The 19,844-nt window shown below is 73.0% G+C and carries 16 protein-coding genes; 7 read left to right on the top strand and 9 right to left on the bottom strand.

Annotated elements, in window-relative coordinates:
- Positions 1–3: 3 nt before the first annotated feature.
- From LN251_RS14715 to LN251_RS14700, 4 genes are all read right to left on the bottom strand, one after another.
- Positions 4–1,368, bottom strand: coding sequence for an extracellular solute-binding protein (locus LN251_RS14715; protein WP_458244827.1), 1,365 nt, complete (start codon positions 1,366–1,368; stop codon positions 4–6).
- Positions 1,368–4,037 carry a substrate-binding domain-containing protein gene (locus LN251_RS14710; protein WP_458244826.1) on the bottom strand — a complete coding sequence of 890 codons (2,670 nt, stop codon included), beginning with the start codon at positions 4,035–4,037 and terminating at the stop codon, positions 1,368–1,370. The genes LN251_RS14715 and LN251_RS14710 overlap by 1 nt, the downstream gene beginning before the upstream one ends.
- A gap of 4 nt (positions 4,038–4,041) precedes the next feature.
- Positions 4,042–4,386: a hypothetical protein gene (locus LN251_RS14705; protein ID WP_458244825.1), complete on the bottom strand. Its 345-nt coding sequence runs from the start codon at positions 4,384–4,386 to the stop codon at positions 4,042–4,044.
- Between the two features lie 86 nt (positions 4,387–4,472).
- The gene (locus LN251_RS14700) at positions 4,473–5,558 is read right to left on the bottom strand and encodes a hypothetical protein (RefSeq protein ID WP_458244824.1); all 1,086 of its coding nucleotides are present in this window, start codon (positions 5,556–5,558) and stop codon (positions 4,473–4,475) included.
- A 174-nt stretch (positions 5,559–5,732) separates the two neighbouring features.
- Here LN251_RS14700 and LN251_RS14695 point away from each other — a divergent pair, with 174 nt between their 5' ends.
- Entirely contained in the window at positions 5,733–6,203 is a 471-nt protein-coding gene (locus LN251_RS14695; RefSeq protein WP_458244823.1) for a hypothetical protein, read from the top strand.
- Between the two features lie 58 nt (positions 6,204–6,261).
- Here the strand turns inward: LN251_RS14695 and LN251_RS14690 are convergent, their stop codons facing one another.
- The gene (locus LN251_RS14690; RefSeq protein WP_458244822.1) at positions 6,262–6,735 is read right to left on the bottom strand and encodes an SH3 domain-containing protein; all 474 of its coding nucleotides are present in this window, start codon (positions 6,733–6,735) and stop codon (positions 6,262–6,264) included.
- A 199-nt stretch (positions 6,736–6,934) separates the two neighbouring features.
- Between LN251_RS14690 and LN251_RS14685 the strand changes: the two genes are divergently transcribed.
- Positions 6,935–7,876, top strand: a complete 942-nt coding sequence (locus tag LN251_RS14685; RefSeq protein WP_458244821.1) for a hypothetical protein — start codon at positions 6,935–6,937, stop codon at positions 7,874–7,876.
- Between the two features lie 152 nt (positions 7,877–8,028).
- On the top strand, positions 8,029–8,937 hold the full coding sequence (locus LN251_RS14680) for an endonuclease/exonuclease/phosphatase family protein (protein WP_458246725.1): 909 nt from the start codon (positions 8,029–8,031) through the stop codon (positions 8,935–8,937).
- Between the two features lie 98 nt (positions 8,938–9,035).
- Here LN251_RS14680 and snpA read toward each other — a convergent pair whose 3' ends face one another.
- The gene (gene snpA, locus LN251_RS14675) at positions 9,036–9,698 is read right to left on the bottom strand and encodes a snapalysin (protein ID WP_458244820.1); all 663 of its coding nucleotides are present in this window, start codon (positions 9,696–9,698) and stop codon (positions 9,036–9,038) included.
- A gap of 182 nt (positions 9,699–9,880) precedes the next feature.
- Here snpA and LN251_RS14670 point away from each other — a divergent pair, with 182 nt between their 5' ends.
- Positions 9,881–10,840: a LysR substrate-binding domain-containing protein gene (locus tag LN251_RS14670; protein WP_458244819.1), complete on the top strand. Its 960-nt coding sequence runs from the start codon at positions 9,881–9,883 to the stop codon at positions 10,838–10,840.
- A gap of 53 nt (positions 10,841–10,893) precedes the next feature.
- Here the strand turns inward: LN251_RS14670 and LN251_RS14665 are convergent, their stop codons facing one another.
- Positions 10,894–12,948, bottom strand: coding sequence for a PhoX family protein (locus LN251_RS14665; RefSeq protein WP_458244818.1), 2,055 nt, complete (start codon positions 12,946–12,948; stop codon positions 10,894–10,896).
- Positions 12,949–13,180: 232 nt separating this feature from the next.
- Between LN251_RS14665 and LN251_RS14660 the strand changes: the two genes are divergently transcribed.
- The 3 genes from LN251_RS14660 to LN251_RS14650 all read left to right on the top strand — a co-directional run bounded on the left by LN251_RS14660 (position 13,181) and on the right by LN251_RS14650 (position 17,359).
- Entirely contained in the window at positions 13,181–14,953 is a 1,773-nt protein-coding gene (locus LN251_RS14660; RefSeq protein WP_458244817.1) for a VWA domain-containing protein, read from the top strand.
- 140 nt (positions 14,954–15,093) lie between these two features.
- The gene (gene metG / locus LN251_RS14655) at positions 15,094–16,812 is read left to right on the top strand and encodes a methionine--tRNA ligase (RefSeq protein WP_458244816.1); all 1,719 of its coding nucleotides are present in this window, start codon (positions 15,094–15,096) and stop codon (positions 16,810–16,812) included.
- Positions 16,813–16,882: 70 nt separating this feature from the next.
- Positions 16,883–17,359 (top strand): hypothetical protein, encoded by a 477-nt coding sequence (locus tag LN251_RS14650; RefSeq protein WP_362984141.1) that lies wholly within the window; start codon positions 16,883–16,885, stop codon positions 17,357–17,359.
- Between the two features lie 9 nt (positions 17,360–17,368).
- On the opposite strand, the gene LN251_RS14645 is transcribed toward LN251_RS14650, so the two are convergent.
- Both LN251_RS14645 and aspS read right to left on the bottom strand, forming a co-directional pair.
- Complete coding sequence (locus LN251_RS14645) at positions 17,369–17,728, bottom strand: hypothetical protein (RefSeq protein ID WP_458244815.1); 360 nt, start codon at positions 17,726–17,728, stop codon at positions 17,369–17,371.
- Between the two features lie 189 nt (positions 17,729–17,917).
- Entirely contained in the window at positions 17,918–19,681 is a 1,764-nt protein-coding gene (gene aspS / locus LN251_RS14640; protein WP_362984139.1) for an aspartate--tRNA ligase, read from the bottom strand.
- Positions 19,682–19,844 lie beyond the last annotated feature (163 nt).

Below are 19,844 nucleotides of genomic sequence, written 5' to 3'. Positions count from 1 at the left end.
CCCCTAGTCGGGCAGGGCCTTGCGCAGGGCCTCGTCGAGGGCGCTCGCGAGTTTCTCGTCGGTCGGCGGCCTGTCGCCGAACAGGGGGTCGAGCTGGGCGATGAAGGTCTGGGTGAAGGCGCCGTACAGGGGCGTGCGGGGGCGCTGGACGGCCTTCTGCAGGGCGGGCAGCAGAATCCCGCGGGCGTACTTCGGGCGGCCGTCGGCGTCGCGGGGCATCGGGTCGGTGCGCTCGCCCGTGGGCGAGGCGGAGGGCGCCGCGGTGCCCGTGGCGCAGTGCAGGCGGCGATCCCGGTAGGCGGAGGTGCGGGTGGCCGCGAACCCCGCGTCGAGCAGGCAGCGCTCGCTCTCGGCGCTGGTCAGGTAAGAGATCAGTTCGGCCGCCTTGTGCGCCCGCGGGGAGGAGGCGGTCACCGCGAGGTTCTGCCCGCCCAGCACCGCGGCACCCGGCAGCGGGGCCACGCCCAGCTGTTTCTCGGTGAAGGTCTGGAACAGGCTGCGGTAGCCGTAGGGCCAGAAGCGCAGGAACGCGGTGCGGCCGTCCGCGAAGTCGCTCATCGAGGCGGGCTCGTCGGAGTGCGCGGCGGCGGGCAGGAGGTAGGGCGAGGCGGTGCGCCGGCGCAGCTCCGCGATGCCCTGCGCCAGCTTGTCGACGTCACCGTCGTAGTGGCCCTCGGCGTCGGTGAGCCTCAGCTCGGGCACTTCCGTCGTGAACGCCTCGATCGCGTTGACGGTACGGCCCTCGTAGCCGGCGAGCTGTGTGGTCCAGCCCTTCTGGTAGCCCTTGGGGGCGAGGTCGTCGACGTCGCCGATCAGCGCGTCGATGTCCGTCCAGGAGGTGTTCGCGCTCAGGTCGGTCTCCTGGACACCGGCGTCGCGCAGCCAGTCGCGCCGGTAGAACAGCAGTCCGACGTCGCTGTTGAACGGCACCGCGTACACCTTGCCGTCCCAGCGGGCCGTGCTGGCGACGGAGTCGATGACGTCGTCGGGGATCAGTGAGCCGGGCAGCGGGCGCACCAGGTGGGCGGCGGCGAACTCCGGCACCCAGGTGACGTCCAGGTTCACCACGTCGTAGGAGGCGCTGCCGGACTGCAGGGCGCCGAGCAGCTGGCTGCGCTGCTCGTCGGCGCTGCCGGAGAGTTCGACCAGACGGGCGTGGTAGCCGGTCCCCGCCTTGTCCTGCGCGCGGTTCCAGGCCTCGATGAGCTGCTCGCGGATGCCGTTCTTGCCGGTCACGTCCCGGCCGCTGGCGATGACGATCTCGCCGGGCACCTCCTGCGAGGCGGACGCGCCGGTACCTCCCGTCCCGCCGGTGCAGGCGGTGAGCAGCAGCAGGGCGGCCGCGGCCGCCAGGCGCCGTAGAGCCATCAGTCCTCCCCCGTTCCGGTGCGCGCGACCTCGTCGGCCAGGCCCGTGCCGAGGTCGTCGTCGGCGTCCAGGCAACGGCCGCCGCTCGCCGCGGAGATCGCCGCGTCCGGCCTGCCGCGGTCGCAGCCGCCGCTGACCAGGGACACCATGGTCACCGGCACCCGCCCCTTGGCCGCGCGGGCCTTGTTCAGCACGTCGTCGAGGGCGGCGCCGGTCAGCCGGCCGTCGTCCTCGTCGTCGGTGATGAACACGATCAGCTCGGGACGGTTGTCGTCGGTGCCGCGGCGGTGCATCTCGTCGAGCGCGGCGGCCAGGGCGGCGTGCGGGTCGGCCTCGGCGTCCCGGACCCGCGCGCGGCCGACGGCCCGTTCGGCTTCCTTGCGCGTGTGGTGGCCATAGCGCAGGAGCGTGGTGTACGGCCGCTCGCCCAGTCCCGACACCGTCCACACGCCGAACTCGTCGCCGGAGCCGAGGCCGCCGAGCGACTGTCTCAGCAGTCCGGGGCCGCCGCTGGGGCCGTCCCAGAGGCCGCCCATGGAACCGGAGTCGTCGAGCAGGTAGAGCACGCGGCCGGGTCCGTTGGCGCCCCGGTACCGCTCCAGCGCCCGGTCCATCGCACCGCTCGCGGCGCCCTCGGTGTGCGGGGACGGGGCGTGCAGCACCCCGTCGGCGGCGTTCTCGCCGTCCAGCAGGGCCCGGTGGCGGGCGTCCCGGAACCCGTCGCGCGCGAACACCGCCCGGCCGCCGGGTCCGGCCAGCCAGGTGTGAAAGGCCTTCGTCGCCTCGTCGCGGGCGGCGCCGTCCCGGTCGCCGCGGTCCCAGCGCACCCGCACGAAGGTGGGCTCGACGGCGGGCACGTCGTCCGGGTACCGGGCGGTGCGCCGCTCGCGGGTCGTACGGTCGCAGCCGACGCCGGTCCTCAGCAGGAACTCCGGCACCAGGGCGGCGGTGGCGGCGTCCGCGGACGGGTCCTCCGGCAGCGCGCACAGCAGGTCGGCGGCGGTCCGGGAGGGCGGCCCCGCCTGGGCGACCAGTCGCTCGGCGCGGCCGGGGTCGGCCGGCTGCGCGGTGCCGGTGCCGTACAGGCCGGTCGTGGCCAGCAGCGCGGCGTCGGCGTACTCGGGGTCGGGCCGGCGCACCCGTAAGTCGGCGGTCCGGGCGGTCAGGGCGCCCAGCATCGCCGACAGCGGCCGCCCGGTGCGCGGTCCGGCGCCGGGGACGGAGTCGGGGACGGCGAGGACGACGGGCGAGTAGGCGAGCGGCCCGCCGGCCGGCACCAGGTGGGCCACGGCAGCGGTGTCCTGGCCCTCCTTGACGCGGTCGACGTCCGCGGGGGTGGCGGGGATCCACACGTCCGGCTGCGGTCCGACGTCCCGCTGCGGGTTGAGGTCCTCGTCGTGCGGCTCCCGCCAGTCCTCGGTCTGCCGCCGCAGTGCCGTGATCGCGTCGGCCGCGCCCGCGCCGTAGACGGTGATCCCGCTGCGCCGGCAGCCGTGGCCGTCGGTGTCGGCGTCCGAGGTGAGGTAGGCGTCGGCCGCCGCGGTGACCGTCGGCTCCAGGTCGGGGTCGGCCAGCACCCGCAGTTCGAGCGGCGGGGCGCAGGAGGCGGAGCCGCGCAGCAGGGCGGCGACGCCGACGGAGCCGGCGCCGAGGACGGCGAGCGCCAGGGCGAGGACGACGCCGGCCCGGGCGGGGCGGGACAGCCTTTTGAACCGGTCGAGGCCGCGCCGGGTCCGTGCGCGCAGGGCGGCGAGCGGGGCGGCGAGGGCGGTGCGGACGCGGTGGGGGAGCGGGCGGCGGCGGGCGGGCGGCAGCCGGGACTGGTCGTCGGAGGGGCCGGGGGTGTCCGTGGACGAGGTCGGGGCGCCGGGGCGGAGCGTGATCGGCAGCGTCGGCCGGGTGCCGGGCGGCTCCGCGGGGGCACCTCGCGCCGACAGCAGTACGTCCGCCTCGGCCTCCATCCTGCTGAACGGCCGCCACGGCCGGTCGCGCAGGGTCCGCAGGCCCAGGGCCTCCATCCGGGCGCGCACGTCCGCGGCGAGCCGGGCGAAGCCGACCTCGCCGTCCCGGCCGAGGAGGCGCACGAGTTCGGCGGTGAACGGGGTGGGGGTGGTGTCGTCGCCCGCGTCGATGCGGTGGTTGGGCTGCACGCTCATCAGCAGCAGCACGCGCCGGCGGTCCTCGAAGGGCTCCCACTGCTCCCAGACGTGGGAGGCGTTGCCCGCGTAGCAGCAGTCGAGGATCACCACGATCCGCTCGGCCCGGCTCGCGGCCAGCATGCCCAGGACCGTGTCGAAGGTCTCCGCGCCGGGGAAGACGGACGCCTCGCCGCGGTAGATCTCCGCTCCGCGCAGCTGCAGGAACAGCGGTTCGGCGGCGCTGGGCACGGCCGCGTGCCCGGCGAAGTACACCAGCAGCAGGCCCTCGGCGTCGTGCGCGGCCTCGCGCAGGGCGTTGTGGAAGGTGCCGAGGTCGGGCGAGGCCAGGGCGGTGACCTGATCGGCGCCGAACACCCGCCCGCCGCGCAGCGCCTCCTGAAGACCGGCCAGGTTGTGTGCCACGGCCGGCAGCGGCCCGGGCACGCCGTGCGGCGGATCGACGTGGTCGTACTCGGCGACGCCGACCAGCAGGGCCCGGTTCGCCTTGCCACGCGGGTCGAAGCGGTTCACGGCACTACCTGTCGTCGGCCGCACCGCCGACCTGTGCCTCGGGCGGATCGCCGGCCTCCACGCTGCGGCGGTTCTCCTGCCAGGCCACGACCGCGAGCCGCACCGCCACCATCAGTTCCTTGAAGGCGGCGGAGGCGGCCCCGCCGATCAGCACGACGACGACCTCCGTGCCGAAGCCCATCGGCGTACCGGGGTCCTCGTTCCTGCGGTCGCGCAGTTCGATCTGCAACTCGCCGCGCCGAAGGCCCTCGGCGAGCGGCTCCTCCCGCTCCAGCCACTGCCGCAGCGCCACCACGTCCCGGTCACCGGCGGTGCGGTCCAGGCGTACGCGTATCTCCTGGTCGGCCACTCCATCCCCCTCAGCCGTGAATCACCATCATGGCACCACGGTTGCTCAGAGGGGAGAGGTAGTCACCGTACGTCGCAAGGGAGTTGTCAGGTCTGCGTCTGCAACTGCCGCAGCTGGCGCTGCACATGGTCCAGCGCACCCTGCCGGCGCCCGGGCACCCGGGCGCGCAGACCGGCCAGCGCGGGCCCGATCCGGCGTGCCTCCTGCGCGTCGCGGATCTGCCCCCACTGGTGGTGCGCCCGGTCCACGGCCGCCTCGACGGCGGGCGCGTCCACGGGCTGCCCGGCCGACAGCCGGGCCAGCGCCACCAGCATCCAGGCCCGGCAGCTGCGCACCGGATCCCCGGCCAGCATGGCCAGGTCCGCGCGCACCTCCGCCCAGTGCAGGGCCTGTTCGGAGCCGGCTCCGTGGGCCTGTACCGCGGCCCGCTCGTGGTCGGCGGCGAGAGAGTCGGCGTCGGGGTGCCGGCCGGCCTGGACGGCGGCGGTGATGGCGGCGTGCGGGTCCGGGCGGGTCGCGGGGACCGGGGGGACGCTCACGACCGGTGGCCCCGCGGCCGTGAGGACGATGCCCGGACCCTCCTCGGCGATGCGTGCGAGGGCCTGCTGGTGCAGCTGCTCCACCGGCGGCCGCCATCCGCTGCGCAGGATGGTCGCCACGGCCTTCATGTACGTCGGCACCGCCACCGCCCGCCGCGCCGCGGGCGGCGCGACACGGCCGTAGACGGCGTTGTTGTGACCGGAGTCGAGGCGGTTCGCCGCCAGCCACGCCCAGGTCTCGGCGTCGGCGTGCAGGTCGGCGAAGAGCGTCGTCGAGCCGGCCGGGCGCAGGCGCAGCTCCTCCTTGAGCCAGTGCCAGGGAAGGCCGGTGTAGCGGACGGTGGAGGGGGTGGTGCGGGCCAGCGCCAGGTGCGGCAGCCGCTGGCGGCGGTCGAGCTGGAGCTGGCCGGTGACGAAGACGGTGAGCGGCCCGGGCGCGCCCGCGGCGGCCCGCAGCCGGGTCAGCACGGCCTGCGGTTCCAGGGGGTCGGCGAGCTCGACGACGTTCGCGGTGTCCGCGCCGGACAGGACGGCGGGCGGGACGGCCGCGAGGACGGGAAGCACGGACGCCGCGTCCACCAGACAGCCCCTGCCCGCCGGGGCGGCGGCGAGCAGCAGCACGGTTCCGGGCATCGTTCCCTCCCCATCCCCCGTCGATCACGTACGTCAGCACCGTAACCGCTGCGACCGCCGCGCGGTCACCGCAGGACCGCGAACCGTCCACTTCCTCCCCTCCCGCCGACTTGCCAGGGCCCTCGCCCAGGTGTGCCCTGGAAGGCAGGGGCGAGGAGAGAGAGGAGTCCTCTCATGGCTCATGCGGCACCCACGCGCGGCGGCGGAATGATGGGGAAGGTCCGCGCCAACCGGGCCGATCGGCCCACCCGCACACCCGACCTGTTCGACGAGCGCGTCCACACCGTGGGCCGGTACGCGATCCCCGTGGTGCTCGGGCTCGTCTACGGGTTCTGGGCGGCCTCCAACCGCCGCCACGGCGGCGAGGTCACCGGCTGGAACATTCTGTTCGGGTTCGTGACCGCGGCCGTGTTCATCGTGCTGTGCATCGCCGTCGCGACCTTCGCGCCGCTGCTGAAGCGGGAGTTGCACTCGCTGGTGAAGTCGGCCTTCGCCGGCGCGGCCGTCGGTTTCCTGTACAGCCAGACCGGGGACTCGATCATGCGGTCGGTGGCGCTGGGCGTCGGGGTGACGGCGGCCGTCTTCCTGGTGTTCTTCTACCGCTACTACACGCGCGAGGACGCCGAGGGGCACCGCATCCGCTGACGGGCGGACACGGACACGGGTGGGCCCCGGCCATGACGGCCGGGGCCCACCCGCTCCCTCACCTTCCGGTGGTCACGGTGACGGTGACGGTGGTGGTCACCGCCCAGGTGGCGCTCCAGCTCGGGTCGTTGTGGTCGGCGTTGGCCCAGTGCCCGTCCCGCCACCGCGGACAGGGGTCCGCGCAGGTCGGCACCCGGCGGCCGCCGGTGTCCACGAACTCGGCGCTGGCCCAGCCCCGCGCGCCGACGAGCCAGTACCAGTACGGATTGCGGTCGACGCTCTGCCCGCGGACCATGCACTGGACACGGTCCTGGCTGCCGGGCGAGAGCCGGTCGACGAGCGGCGAGTCGACGCTGGGTCCCGCCCGGACGTTCAGCGCGGTACGGGAGACGACGGTGCCCCAGATCGGACCGCCGCCGCCCCGTCCGTGCGAGTTCTGGGCCGCCGCTGACGTGCCCGTCGCGACGGCGACGAGGGTGCCACCGGCTAACAGAGCAGCGGTCAGGGTCCGCAGGGCCGGAGTGGTGCGCATGATCGGCCTCCTTCTCCCCAGCACCATGAGACACCCGTTCGGGTGAACCCTCCACCGGAGAGCGGAACCCCCAGTTCTGGCCTGCTTTCCCTCGCACAGCGCCCGTTCGGCCGCCCGCGTGCACCCGAATGCCGCGCTGATTCACCCGGATGCGGGCGCACCGCTCGCGCGCCGGGCCCGCCGGGCCTTGCCTGAGAGGGTGTCCATACGCCTCAGGAGCGCCCTGTCGGCCGCTCTCCTCGCCCTCGCCTGCCTCCTCGCGCCCTGCGGCGCGCTCGCGGCCTGGGCGGCGTACGACCTCGCCGACACCGGCCGCTACGTCAGCACCATGGCGCCGCTCGCCGGGGACCCGGCGGTGCAGGGCGCGGTCGCGGACACCGTGGGCGCCCAGGTCATGGACGAGGTCGGGGACCGCCCCGAGGTCCGCCCGATGCGCTCCGCCGTCGGCCCCTACGTGCACGACGCGGTCCGCTCCTTCACCCGCACCGAGACCTTCCGCGCGGCCTGGGACTCCGCCAACCGCGCCCTGCACGACGCCGTCCTGCACGCCCTGCGCGACGACCGCGAACGCGCGGTACGGGTGGACCTCGCGCCGGTCACCGCCCAGGTCAAGCGCCGTCTCACCGATCAGCACATGCCGCTCGCCGCCCGCATCCCGGTCGAGCACACGGCGGTCGACGTCCTCCCGGTCCAGGACCTGGACCGGCTCCGGAAAGGGTTCCACGTGCTGGAAGTCGCCGGTTTCTGGCTCCCCTTGGCGGCCGTGGTCTTCGCCGTCGCCGGGCTCGCGGTCGCCGCGTGCCGCCGCCGCGCGCTGACCGCGACCGGCCTCGGCACCGCGCTCGGCGGCGCGTGCCTCGCCGTCGCCGTCGCCGTCGGCCGCCGTCTCACCCTGGCCGACCTTCCCGAGGCGGCGCACCGCCCGGCCGCGGGCGCGGTCTACGACGCCCTCACCACGACCCTGCGCGAGGCCTCGTGGCTGCTGGTCACCGTCGGCCTGGCGGTGGCCCTCGCCGCCTGGCTCAGCCGCCACCTGCCCACGCGCCCGCGCAGACCCGGTCCGCCGACGGCCGTGTCACCGCTCCCCGACCTGAGCGCAGCCGATCGCCCGTCCGTGACGGGGATGAGCGCGCAAGCGTAGGCTCGGGACGCGTGGATCAACCAGCCCGTCCGGCGTTTGAGGACGAGGCCCGTTCAGGGCCGAAGCGGGGGCCCGGGGGCGGCAGCCCCCGGCGAGGCCCGCACGGACGCCGGGCTCCCGCCAGAAGGCTCGGTGCCTGGTCGGCCGGCGCGCTGCTGGCAGGCACCAGCACCGTCGTCGCCTGCCGCGCCGCTGGCACCGACGCCCTCACCCCCGTCACCCAGCTCCTGGCCTTCCTGCCCTGGCTGCTCGTCCCCACCGCGCTCGCCCTGCTCCTCGCCCTGCTCGCCCGCTGGCGGCCCGGCATGGTGTGGGCGCTGCTCGTCCTCGCGTTCCTGGCCTGGTTCATCGAGCCGTACGGCAGGGTCGACGAACCCGGCGGCGCCCCCCTCGCCGAGCTCACGGTGCTGACGTCGAACGTCGAGTTCGGGCGGGGCACGCCCGCCCTGGTCCCCGAGATCCGGCGGCACCGGCCGGACATCGTGTTCGTCGAGGAGTGCGAGTACACCTGCCAGGCCACGCTCCGCCGGGAGTTCGGCACCGGCTACCCCTACCGGCAGGCCGCCGTCGCGGGCGGCTCCGAGGGGTCGCTCGTCCTGAGCCGGCTGCCCCTGACCGGTACCGCCGGGGTGCGCGGCGAGATGGGCATGCCCGGCGCCGTCGCCGACGTGCGCGGCCACGCCGTACGGCTCCAGCTCGCGCACCCCATGCCCCCGCTGCCCGGCCAGGTCGGGGTGTGGCGCCGCGAACTCGGCCGGCTGCGCGAGGCGGCCGCCGCCCGCTCCGGTACGCCGATGATCCTGGCCGGCGACTTCAACGCCTCCCAGGACCACGCCGCCTTCCGCCGCATCCTGGACACCGGCCTGCGCGACACGGCCCGGCTCGCCGGCCACGACCGCACACCCAGCTGGCCGTCGCGCACCGCGCCCGCCTTCGGCACCCAGATCGACCACGTCCTCGTGACGAAGGACTTCTCCGTGAACGGCGCCCGCTTCCTGAAGCTCGCCGGCACCGACCATCGCGCGCTGCTCGTGAACATCACCCTGCACCGGCCCGGCTGAGGCGGGCCCCTGGGGGGACACAGAAACGGGTGCGGGCCGCCTCGTGCAGGAGAGGCGGCCCGCACCGTGTGGGGGGTGGGGTCAGGTCTCGGCGGAGGTCAGCCCTTGCTCAGGGCCTTGTCCAGGGCGGCGGCCAGGCCGTTCGCCCACAACTGGTTCACGCGGGCCCGCTCGTTGGCGTTCGGCTGGGAGTTGGTGCACGACGTCCCCGGGCCACCGCCCGACATCAGCTCGCTGCACGGGCCCGAGTAGTGGTCCGGCAGCCCCAGCACATGGCCGGTCTCGTGGGCGGTCACGCGCGTGGAGTCGTACTGCCGGTTCTGCGCGTAGTCGAGGAAGACGTAACCGCTGCCGTGGCCGTCCGTGGAGGCGTACGAGCCTCTGGAGTCGTTGCCCTCGCGGTAGCTGAAGTCGGCGTTCGACGACGAGCCCGACTGCAGCTTCACGTTCGACACCGCGCTGTTCCATATCTGGGCGCTGCGGGATATCTGCGCGCTGAACGACGGCGCGCGGGAGGCGTCGTAGACGACGGTGACGGCGGCGGCGCTGTCCGGCTGGGCGGCGCGCTTCTCGGCGACCGACTTCAGCACGGCGTCGAAGAAGGCGCGGTTCGCCTTCGCCTCGGCGGGGGAACCGGTGTAGCCGGAGTACGGGGCCGGGGCGGGGGCCGGTGCGGCGGAGGCCGGGACCGCCGTGCCGAGACCGAGGACCGCGAGGCCGAGGGCGGCCGCGGCCGCCGTACGGGAGAATGACAAAGTCATCGAGGACTCCTTGGTGGGGGGTGAGTCTCGATGTGAGTGTCGGCGCCTGTGGGGCGGCTGTGATGATGGCAACCGGCGATAGCACGGCCGTATCACCGCCCCGGTCCGGGCCCGATTCGCCTGTGCACGGCGGGATTTGTGTGTCTGGTGAAACCTTTGATTCCGCTTTACGCTCCGACGGCATGGAGCTTGAGGTGAGACACCTCCGCGCGCTGTGCGCCATAGCCGACACCGGCAGTCTGCACCGCGCCGCGCGCCAACTGGGCGTTGCCCAGCCGTCGTTGAGCACCCAACTGCGCCGCATCGAACAGGAGCTGGGCGGCACCCTGTTCGTCCGCGCCCGCACCGGCTGCCGGCCCACCCCGCTGGGCAGCCTGGTGCTCAGCCGCGCCCGCCCGCTGGTGGCCGAGATGCGCTCCCTGGTCACCGAGGCGAGGGCGGCGGCCACCGGCGGCCAGGAGTTCCGCGTCGGCTCCACCGCCAGCAAGGCCCTGGCGGGCTGGCTGCGCCGGCTGCGTGCCCGCGGCCAGGAGCCGACCCTGCACATGAACGTCTCGCCGAACGCCCTGCTGCGCATGGTCGCCGACGGACAACTCGACGTCGCCTTCGTGCACGAGGTCGAGGGCAGCCCGCTGCGCGTCCCCGACGGCCTGCGCGTACGCGTCCTCGTGGACCGCGAACCGCAGTTCGTCCTGCTGCCCGTCGACCACCCGGCCGCCGCCCGCCCGGCCGTCCACGTCGGCGAACTCGCCCACGACCGCTGGATGATCGACCCCACGGTGGACGGCGAGTGGGAGGCCGTGCAGCGCATGTTCCGCGCGGCCGGCATCAGCCCGCACGTCCTGCACGGCGACTACCACACGGCGGCCGCCCTGGTGGCGACCGGCGAGGTCGTCACCGTCTGCCAGCCGACCGCGCTCTCCCGCCCGGACATGGCGGTACGCCGCCTGCACGGCGACCCCCTCGGTGTACGGCTGCTCCTCGCGGCCCGCACCGAGACCGACCTCGACGGCGCCCTGCCCGCGCTGGAGGAGGCGTACCGGGAGGCGGCGCGGCAGGCGCCGGCGTACCGGGACTGGCTGGAACTGGAGGGTGCGGGGAGCACACCGCACCCCCGCACCCCGGTTCCCGCCCTGCCGTAGACGACTTCCGGCCGCCCGCGAAACGCTGGGGCGCCCCAGGTGCCCGAGGCGTCTCAGACGCCGATGTCGCGGCCGTCCCGGCGCCATACGGCGACCACGGCCGGCCGGGTGATCCTGCCGGGCCCGTCGGGCCAGGTGCTCGCGGGCTTCTCCACGGACGCCCCGTCGACCTCGCCCGGGTGCTGCACGGCGACGAGCACGCGCCGCTCCTGGATCACCGGCCCGCAGGTCTCCGCACCGGTCGGCACGGTGAGGAACTGCTTCAGCTCACCCCGCCGCTCGCCGCGCGTGGCGACGCCGAACAGACCGTCGTGCGAGCCGAGTTGGTTGCCGTCGGTGGAGATCCACAGGTTGCCGTGCGGATCGAAGGCGACGTTGTCCGGGCAGGAGATCGGGCTGACGGCGTCCTTGGGGAACCCGGCGAAGTAGGTGGCCGGGTCGTCGGGATCACCGGCGACGAGGAAGAGCGACCAGGCGAACTCGGCACTCTCCGGCCTGTTGTGACGCTCCGTCAGCTCCAGCACGTGGCCGTGCTTGTTGGCGTTGCGCGGATTGGCCTCGTCGGCCTTCGCGTTCGCGCCGACACCGCGGTTGGAGTTGTTGGTGAGGGCGACGTACACCTTGCCGGTGTGCGGGGAGGGCTGGATGTCCTCGGGCCGGTCCATCTTGGTGGCGCCGACCTTGTCCCCCGCGAGCCGGGTGAAGACGAACACCTCCTCGGCCGACATCCCCTCGACGTGCGAGACGGCGCCGTCCGCGGTGGCGGTGGCGAGCGGGATCCACCGGCCGCTGCCGTCGAACTCGCCGTCGGCGGGCAGCTTGCCGCTGCCGTCGATCTCGACCGCGGGGGAGTCACCGGTGAACCGGGCGACGTACAGCGTGCCCTCGTCGAGCAGGGACAGATTGTGCTCGCGCACGGCCCGGCCCGTCCCGTGCCGCATGCGCTTGCTGCCGACGAACTTGTAGAAGTAGTCGAACCGCTCGTCGTCGCCGGAGTACACGACGGGCCGCCCGTCGGCGGTGAGCCGCACGGTCGCCGCCTCGTGCTTGAACCGGCCGAGCGCGGTGTGCTTGCGCGGCGTGGAGGCCGGATCGTAGGGGTCGAACTCGACGACGTACCCGAAGCGATGGACCTCGTTGGGCTCCTGGGCGAGGTCGAACCGCTGGTCGAAGCGCTCCCACTTGCGCTCGGTCGCGCCCGTCGCGACGCCGTACCTCTTGTCCGTGGCCCGCGATCCGTTCGCGAAGTACTGGTTGAAGTTCTCCTCCCCGTGCAGGGTGGTCCCCCAGGGAGTGGTCCCGCCGGAGCAGTTGTTGAGGGTGCCGAGGACCCTGGTGCCGGTCGGGTCGGCGGACGTCCTGAGCAGCGGGCTGCCCGCGGCGGGCCCGGTGAGCCGGAAGGCGGTGGTGGCGGTGACGCGCCGGTTGAGGTGGTGCCGGGCCACGGCGGTCAGCCGCCCGGTCCTGCGGTCCTCCTCCACCACGACGGCGGACAGACCGTGCGCGGCCCAGGCGACCTCGACCTGCTCCCGGGTCGGGCGCTCGGCGTCGTAGCCGCGGAACATCAGGATCTCGTCCGTGTACTCGTGGTTGGCGACGAGCAACTGCCTCCCCCGCTCGCCCGGAAGGGGCAGCAGGGCGAGGAAGTCGTTGTTGTACCCGAACTGCCCGGCCTGCGCGGCGGCCGTCTGGTTCTCCGGGTCGAAGGCGGGGGCGCCGCGCAGGATGGGCTCGCCCCAGCGGATGACGACGTTCTGGGCGTAGCCGTCGGGCACGACGACGGCGTCCACCGTGTTGGGGGCGACGGCGCCGAACCGCAGCCCGCGGGCGCCCGCACCGCCCGGTTTCGGCTTCCCGTACGACCGCGCGTCCGCGGCGGCCGGGTCGGCGCCCGTGAGACCTGCCGTGCCGGCCGCGGCGGCGACGGTCACTACGGCGGCGGCCCGCATCAGCGAACGGCGGCCGATGGCGTCGGCGATGACATCGCCGACGTACGGGTTGGCGCTGGTGTTCGGCACCTCGTGGAAACAGGCGTCACCGCACCGGAACCGGCAGGTCAGGGCGGACCGCCCGCCCGGATGCGAGATGATCGGCAGCAGCTTGCGCACTTTGCTCTCCCCTTGCGATCCCTTGGTGTGATCGTGACGGTAGGGGTATACCCGCGCGGGGACGCTGCGACCGGGTGAACGAAGAGTGAACCCCGGGAAACCGAGAGGCCGTTGACAAAGACGGAAGCCCCGTCTAGTGCCCCTGCCCAAGATCGCCATGCGGGGCCGCTAACCTTACGTGTCCGTCCTGGCCAGTGATTGACGGTTTCAACTCACGCGAAGGGTTGCGCGCATGGGCATTCTCACTCTCCTTCGAAACGCATTCGGCAGGTCACGCAAGGGGCGTGCCGCCGAAGCAGAGGGTGCCGACCAGACCCCTTCGCAGCCGGCTCCCGAGCCGACGGCGTCCCCTCGGCTCCCGTCCCCCCGCACCGAATCGACCCCGGACGCTCCGCGCACCGACGAGCACGACCTGGTCGCGGCGGCCTTCGATAAGGTCTCGGTCCCCAAGCCCACGGACCCGACAGAGCCGGCCCCGGCCCCGGAGCCGAGGCAGGAAGTCCCGACCGAAGAGGCCCCGGCGAAACCGACCGAGGCGGAGACCGAGGTCAGCGCGGCCGAGCCGCAGGCCGAGGTCAGCGCGGCGGAGGCCTCGGCCGAGCCGGCGGCGGAGCCTGCCGTGACGGCGCCCGCCGAGCCGCGGGCCGATGAGCCTGCGGCGGAGGCCGCGACGGAAGAGGACGCCGAGGCCGAGAAGAAGGCCGAGGAGGCGGAGACCACCGCCCGGGAGGCCGCGGTGGCGGACGAGCCGGTTGCCGCGACGCAGCCCGAGCCGGTGGTGGAGGAGCAGGAGCCCGCCGCCCCGGTGGCCGAGACCGAGCCCGAGAACAGGCCAGCGACCGAGCGGCCGGTCGCGGAGGCCGTCACCGAGGACGAGCCGGCCCCGGCCCCGGAGAGCACCCCCGAGCCGGCGGCAGAGCCCGTCGCGGAGACGGCTCCCAAGCCGGAGCCCGAGCCCGTCACGGAGACGCCCGAGCCCGAGCCTGTCGCCGAGACCGCCCCCGCTTCCGAGACCGAGCCGGAGCCCGAGCCCGTCACGGAGACGGCTCCCGGGCCAAGGGCGGAGCCCGTCGCGGAGACGGCCGAGCCCGAGCCCGTCGCAGAGATCGCTGCTGAGCCGGAGACCGAGCCCGCCCCCGAGCCGGAGGCCGCCGTCGCCGACGAGCCCGTCGCCGACGCCGAGGCGAAGGACGAGCCGGAGGCGGAGCCCCTCGTGGAGACCGTCCCGGAGCCCGAGGCCGCCACGGACGTGGCCGCGGCCGCCGACGGCGAGGACACCCCACAGGAGGCACCCGCACCCGACGACGAGACCGTCACGGGTGGTGCGGGTGGGAACGACCAGCCCGCCGAAGGCGAAGCCGAGGCCGACACCACCCCCGCCTCCACCCCCGCCACCCCCGCCTCCACCGCCCTCGCCAAAGCCAACCTCACCGGCACCCGAGCGCAGCTCTACCTCGTCCTCGACCGCTCCGCGAGCATGCGCCCGTACTACAAGGACGGCTCCGCCCAGGCCCTCGCCGACCAGACCCTCGCCCTGGCGAAGCACCTCACGGACGACGAGTCCCCCACCGTCCACGTCGTCTTCTTCTCCACGGAAGTGGACGGCACCGTCGACCTCACCCCCGCCTCCCCCGAGAACGCGATCGACGAGGCACACGCGGGCCTCGGCCGCATGGGCCGTACCAGCTACCACGCCGCCGTCCAGGCCGTCCTCGCCCACTACGACGAGCACGTCACCCCCGGCACCCCCGCCCTGGTCGTCTTCCAGACCGACGGCGCCCCGGACGCGAAGACCCCCGCCACCCAGTCCCTCACCGACGCCGCGAAGTCCCACCCCTCGGTGTTCTTCTCCTTCGTCGCGTTCGGCGACCACGACAACAAGGCCTTCGACTACCTGCGCAAGCTGAAGACCGACAACACGGCCTTCTTCCACGCGGGTCCGACGCCCCTGGAGCTCACGGACGCCGAGCTCTACGACGGCGTACTGATCGACTGGCGCCCGTAGGCACCGCCGCCCCCACCGCAGCCCCCGTCATGCCGCCCGCTTCTCAACCAGCAGAACGAGGAGCGGGCGGCATACACATGTCGGCTACGATTTCAAGGTTCGCAATAGCAGCAACGAAACCGACCTGGGAGCAGCCCCCGATGGCTCGACACCTCATCACCAGCGCCCTTCCGTACATCAACGGAATCAAGCACCTGGGCAACATGGTGGGGTCCATGCTCCCGGCGGACGTGTACTCCCGCTACCTCCGCCAGCGCGGTCACGACGTCCTCTACATCTGCGCGACGGACGAGCACGGCACCCCCGCCGAGCTTGCGGCCAAGGAGCAGGGCCTGCCCGTCGCGGACTTCTGCGCGCAGGCGCACGACGCGCAGAAGGCGGTCTACGACGGTTTCGCGCTCGCCTTCGACTACTTCGGCCGCAGCTCCAGCGCGCAGAACGTCGAGATCACCCAGCACTTCGCCCGCCGCCTCAACGAGAACGGCTTCATCGAGGAGCGGGCGATCCGCCAGGTGTACAGCCCCACCGACGGCCGCTTCCTGCCGGACCGCTACGTGGAGGGCACCTGCCCGCACTGCGGCTACGACAAGGCCCGCGGCGACCAGTGCGAGAACTGCACCCGCGTCCTGGACCCGACCGACCTGATCAACCCGCGCTCGGCGATCTCCGGCTCCACCGACCTCGAGGTGAGGGAGACCAAGCACCTCTTCCTCCTGCAGTCCAAGCTGCAGCACGAGGTCGAGGCCTGGGTCGCCCGGCACGAGGACGACTGGCCGCAGCTGGCCTCCTCCATCGCCCGCAAGTGGCTGAACGAGGGCCTGCACGACCGCGCGATCACCCGTGACCTGGACTGGGGCGTGCCGGTCCCGGCGGACACCTGGCCGGAGCTGGCGGCCGAGGGCAAGGTCTTCTACGTGTGGTTCGACGCCCCGATCGAGTACATCGGCGCGACGAAGGAGTGGGCGGACCTCGACCCGGCGAACCGCGACTGGAAGTCGTGGTGGTACGACGTCGACACCGACGTCCGCTACACGGAGTTCATGGCGAAGGACAACGTCCCCTTCCACACCGTGATGTTCCCGGCCACCGAGCTGGGCGTGCGCGAGCCGTGGAAGAAGGTCGACTACGTCAAGGCCTTCAACTGGCTGACGTACTACGGCGGGAAGTTCTCCACCAGCCAGAAGCGCGGTGTCTTCACCGACCAGGCGCTGGAGATCCTCCCGGCCGACTACTGGCGCTACTTCCTCATCGCCAACGCCCCCGAGTCCGACGACTCGTCCTTCACGTGGGAGCACTTCACGGCGACCGTCAACAAGGACCTGGCCGACACCCTCGGCAACTTCGTCAACCGCGTGCTGTCCTTCTCCCGCAAGCGTTTCGGCGACGAGGTCCCCGCGGGCGGCCGGCCGGGCGAGGCGGAGACGAAGCTGGGCGGGCAGATCGCGGAGCTCCTCGCGGAGTACGAGACCCACATGGAGTCCCTGCAGTTCCGCAAGGCCGCCGCGGCCCTGCGCGCCCTGTGGTCGGCCGGCAACTCCTACCTGGAGGAGAAGGCCCCCTGGCTGGAGATCAAGACGGACAAGGACGGCGCGGCCCTCACCCTGCGCACCGCGATGAACCTGATCCACCTGTACGCGGTGGTCTCGGAGCCGTTCATCCCGGCGACGTCGGCCGCCATGCGCCAGGCGTTCTCCCTCGACGGCGACACCGCGTCCTGGGTCACCGCGGACGAGGCCCGTGCCCTCACCGCCGTCCCCGCCGGCACCCCGTTCACGGTCCCGCCGGTGCTGTTCGCCAAGCTCACGGACGAGGACCTCGAGGCCTACAAGGAGCGGTTCGGCGGCGAGCCGCAGCAGTAACACGCGGAGGAACCGTGGAAGAGGGGGCTCGGCAAGCCGAACAGCTTTCCGAGCCCCGTATTGTTCCGCCATGGCAGTGCCCGAAGTCGTCCCGATCGCCTACGAGCCCAGGAGCCGGACCGAGTCCATCGGCCGGTACTCCGAGGGGCAGTTCCTGGCGTCGCTCACGTACGCCTTCCCCGCCGGATTCCGTCTCGACCACGGCTGGGAAGAGCACAAACGTCTCTACACCGTCCTGCACACATTCGACTTCGAGGGCCGCTACCGCGACTCGGAGATCTGGTGTGCGGGCACCTGGGCCGAGCAGCTGCAGGATCCGGACGGTGACGCGTCGGTCCTCCAGCGCGCCCGCGTCCACCTGGCGAAACTCCTGCGCAGCCTGCCCCGCCGCTCCTACACGGACATCGCGATACGGCCGTTCCAGGTCACCGTCGACGACGTGGTGTTCGGCCTGGTGACCGGCGCGGACGAGGAGGGCAGCTGGGCCGAGCTCTACCCGGACCGCCTGTTCTTCTCCCCGCCCTGGGACGGCTCCTACGACACCTAGGACGGTGGTTCAGGCGGGCGTCCTCAGGCCCAGCGCCTCGCGGGCCGTCCGGACGTGGCGCAGGCCCTTCTGGGCCGTGCGGGTCGCCTGTTCGTACTGTGCGGTCGTCCGGGCCTCGGCCAGTTGGGAACGGGCGGTGCGGTGGCAGTCGGCGGCCTCGGTCAGCGCCCGGCCGGCCGTGTCGCCCGCGCTCGCCCAGCCCGTGGTGCCGGGCGGCATCAGGCTGCCGCCGAGCCGGAGCAGCCAGCGGTGGGCCTCGGCCTCGGCGTCCAGCCGGGAATCCTCGTGCCTGCGCCCGCGCCGCAGCAGGACGGCGGCGGCGACCGCCGCGGTGATCGGCAGCGCCGAGAGCGCGATCGCGTGGCCCATGGTTTCCTCCTCGCCCGGCGGCCCGCAGGGCGGCCTCTTCCTCGGGGTGACGTCCCCCATGAGACGGCAGGGTTCTGTGCGCCTCCTCCGGGGTCGCTGTGTGCCGCCGGTGAGGTTCCCCAGAGGGAGCGGGCAAGCGGAAGGGCCCGAGACCGGCGTCGGTCTCGAGCCCTTGGGGTCCGCTCGGGGTTACTTCGGCTGCGGCTTGCGCACCGACAGGTGCAGCTCCTTCAGCCGCGCCTCCTCCAGCTCCGTCGGCGCGCCCATCATCAGGTCCTGGGCGTTGCCGTTGAGCGGGAAGGCGATGGTCTCGCGGATGTTCGGCTCGTCCGCGAGGAGCATGACGATGCGGTCGACGCCGGGGGCGATGCCGCCGTGCGGCGGGGCGCCGAAGCGGAACGCGCGCAGCATACCGGCGAACTTCTCCTCGACGGTGTCGCGGTCGTAGCCCGCGATCTCGAAGGCCTTCAGCATGATCTCGGGCTCGTGGTTCCGGATCGCGCCGGAGGACAGCTCGACGCCGTTGCAGACGATGTCGTACTGCCAGCCCAGGATGTCCAGCGGGTCCTGGGTCTCCAGGGCCTCCAGGCCGCCCTGCGGCATGGAGAAGGGGTTGTGCGAGAAGTCGATCGCGCCGGTCTCCTCGTCCTTCTCGTACATCGGGAAGTCGACGATCCAGCAGAACCGGAAGACGCCCTCCTCGAAGTGCCCGGCGCGCTTGGCGGCCTCGACGCGGACCGCGCCCATGATCTTGGAGACCTCGTCGAACTCGCCCGCGCCGAAGAACACGGCGTGCCCGGCGGCCAGCGACAGGCGCTTGGTCAGCTCGGCGACGTTCTCCTCGGTGAGGAACTTCGCGATCGGGCCGGAGAGCGAACCGTCCTCGGCGACCCGCACCCAGGCCAGGCCCTTCGCGCCCTGCGAGACGGCGAAGTCACCGAGCTGGTCGAAGAACTTGCGGGGCTGCGCGGAGACGTCCGGCACCGGCAGCGCGCGCACGTGCTTGCCGGCGAAGGCCTTGAACTCCGAGCCCTCGAAGATGTCGGTGATGTCGACGAGCTCCAGCTGGGCGCGCAGGTCCGGCTTGTCGGAGCCGTACTTCAGCATCGCCTCGCGGAAGGGGATGCGGGGGAACGGCGAGGTGACGTGGCGGCCGTTGCCGAACTCCTCGAACAGCTCGGTCATCAGCTGCTCGATGGGGCGGAAGACGTCCTCCTGCTCCACGAAGCTCATCTCGACGTCGAGCTGGTAGAACTCGCCCGGCGAGCGGTCCGCGCGGGCGTCCTCGTCGCGGAAGCAGGGCGCGATCTGGAAGTAGCGGTCGAAGCCGGAGATCATCAGCAGCTGCTTGAACTGCTGCGGCGCCTGCGGCAGGGCGTAGAACTTGCCCGGGTTGAGGCGGGAGGGGACCACGAAGTCGCGGGCGCCCTCGGGGGAGGTCGCCGACAGGATCGGGGTGGCCATCTCGTTGAAGCCCAGCGCCGTCATCTTGTGCCGGATCGCCGAGATGACCGCCGTACGCAGCATGATGTTCTTGTGCATGCGCTCGCGGCGCAGGTCCAGGAAGCGGTACTCCAGGCGCCGCTCCTCGTTGACCCCGTCCTCGGCGTTGATCGTGAAGGGCAGCGGGGCGGCGGTGCCCAGCACCTCGACCTCGCCGACCTCGATCTCGATCTCGCCGGTGGGCAACTCGGCGTTCACGTTCTCGGTTCCACGTGAAACAACGCTGCCGTCGACGCGGACGACGGTCTCCTTGGAGAGCTTGTCCAGGGCCTCGTACGCGGGGGTGCCGGGACGGGCGACGAGCTGCGTGATGCCGTAGTGATCGCGCAGATCGATGAAGAGGATGCCGCCCAGGTCGCGCCGATTGTGCAGCCAGCCACTCAGCCGGACGTCGGTGCCGACGTCAGAGGAGCGGAGCTCGCCGCAGGTGTGGGACCTGTACCGATGCATCGTCGTTCATCGTCCTTCGTGGTGGGGTGGTGTGCGCCGGAAAGACCGCCGGCATGAACGGGCGCAGGGCCCGGACCTCCCAAGGGTACCGGCCGCCCCAAGCTCGGCTCCCCACCCTTTCGAGGCCGTCTTGACATACGCGTGACGCACGGCACTCCTCGGG

This window comes from Streptomyces sp. MAI_2237 (assembly GCF_054189285.1).
The sequence above is the reverse complement of the archived record's forward strand: the minus strand, read 5'-3'. Positions and strand labels throughout refer to the sequence as shown.

What these genes read in the sequence shown, in the direction of transcription:
- metG (WP_458244816.1), top strand. Translation starts at nt 15,094, where the DNA reads ATGGCTCGACACCTCATCACCAGCGCCCTTCCGTACATCAACGGAATC.
- aspS (WP_362984139.1), bottom strand. Translation starts at nt 19,681, where the DNA reads ATGCATCGGTACAGGTCCCACACCTGCGGCGAGCTCCGCTCCTCTGAC.
- LN251_RS14660 (WP_458244817.1), top strand. Translation starts at nt 13,181, where the DNA reads ATGGGCATTCTCACTCTCCTTCGAAACGCATTCGGCAGGTCACGCAAG.
- LN251_RS14715 (WP_458244827.1), bottom strand. Translation starts at nt 1,368, where the DNA reads ATGGCTCTACGGCGCCTGGCGGCCGCGGCCGCCCTGCTGCTGCTCACC.
- LN251_RS14700 (WP_458244824.1), bottom strand. Translation starts at nt 5,558, where the DNA reads ATGCCCGGAACCGTGCTGCTGCTCGCCGCCGCCCCGGCGGGCAGGGGC.
- LN251_RS14645 (WP_458244815.1), bottom strand. Translation starts at nt 17,728, where the DNA reads ATGGGCCACGCGATCGCGCTCTCGGCGCTGCCGATCACCGCGGCGGTC.
- LN251_RS14650 (WP_362984141.1), top strand. Translation starts at nt 16,883, where the DNA reads ATGGCAGTGCCCGAAGTCGTCCCGATCGCCTACGAGCCCAGGAGCCGG.
- snpA (WP_458244820.1), bottom strand. Translation starts at nt 9,698, where the DNA reads ATGACTTTGTCATTCTCCCGTACGGCGGCCGCGGCCGCCCTCGGCCTC.
- LN251_RS14695 (WP_458244823.1), top strand. Translation starts at nt 5,733, where the DNA reads ATGGCTCATGCGGCACCCACGCGCGGCGGCGGAATGATGGGGAAGGTC.
- LN251_RS14690 (WP_458244822.1), bottom strand. Translation starts at nt 6,735, where the DNA reads ATGCGCACCACTCCGGCCCTGCGGACCCTGACCGCTGCTCTGTTAGCC.
- LN251_RS14670 (WP_458244819.1), top strand. Translation starts at nt 9,881, where the DNA reads ATGGAGCTTGAGGTGAGACACCTCCGCGCGCTGTGCGCCATAGCCGAC.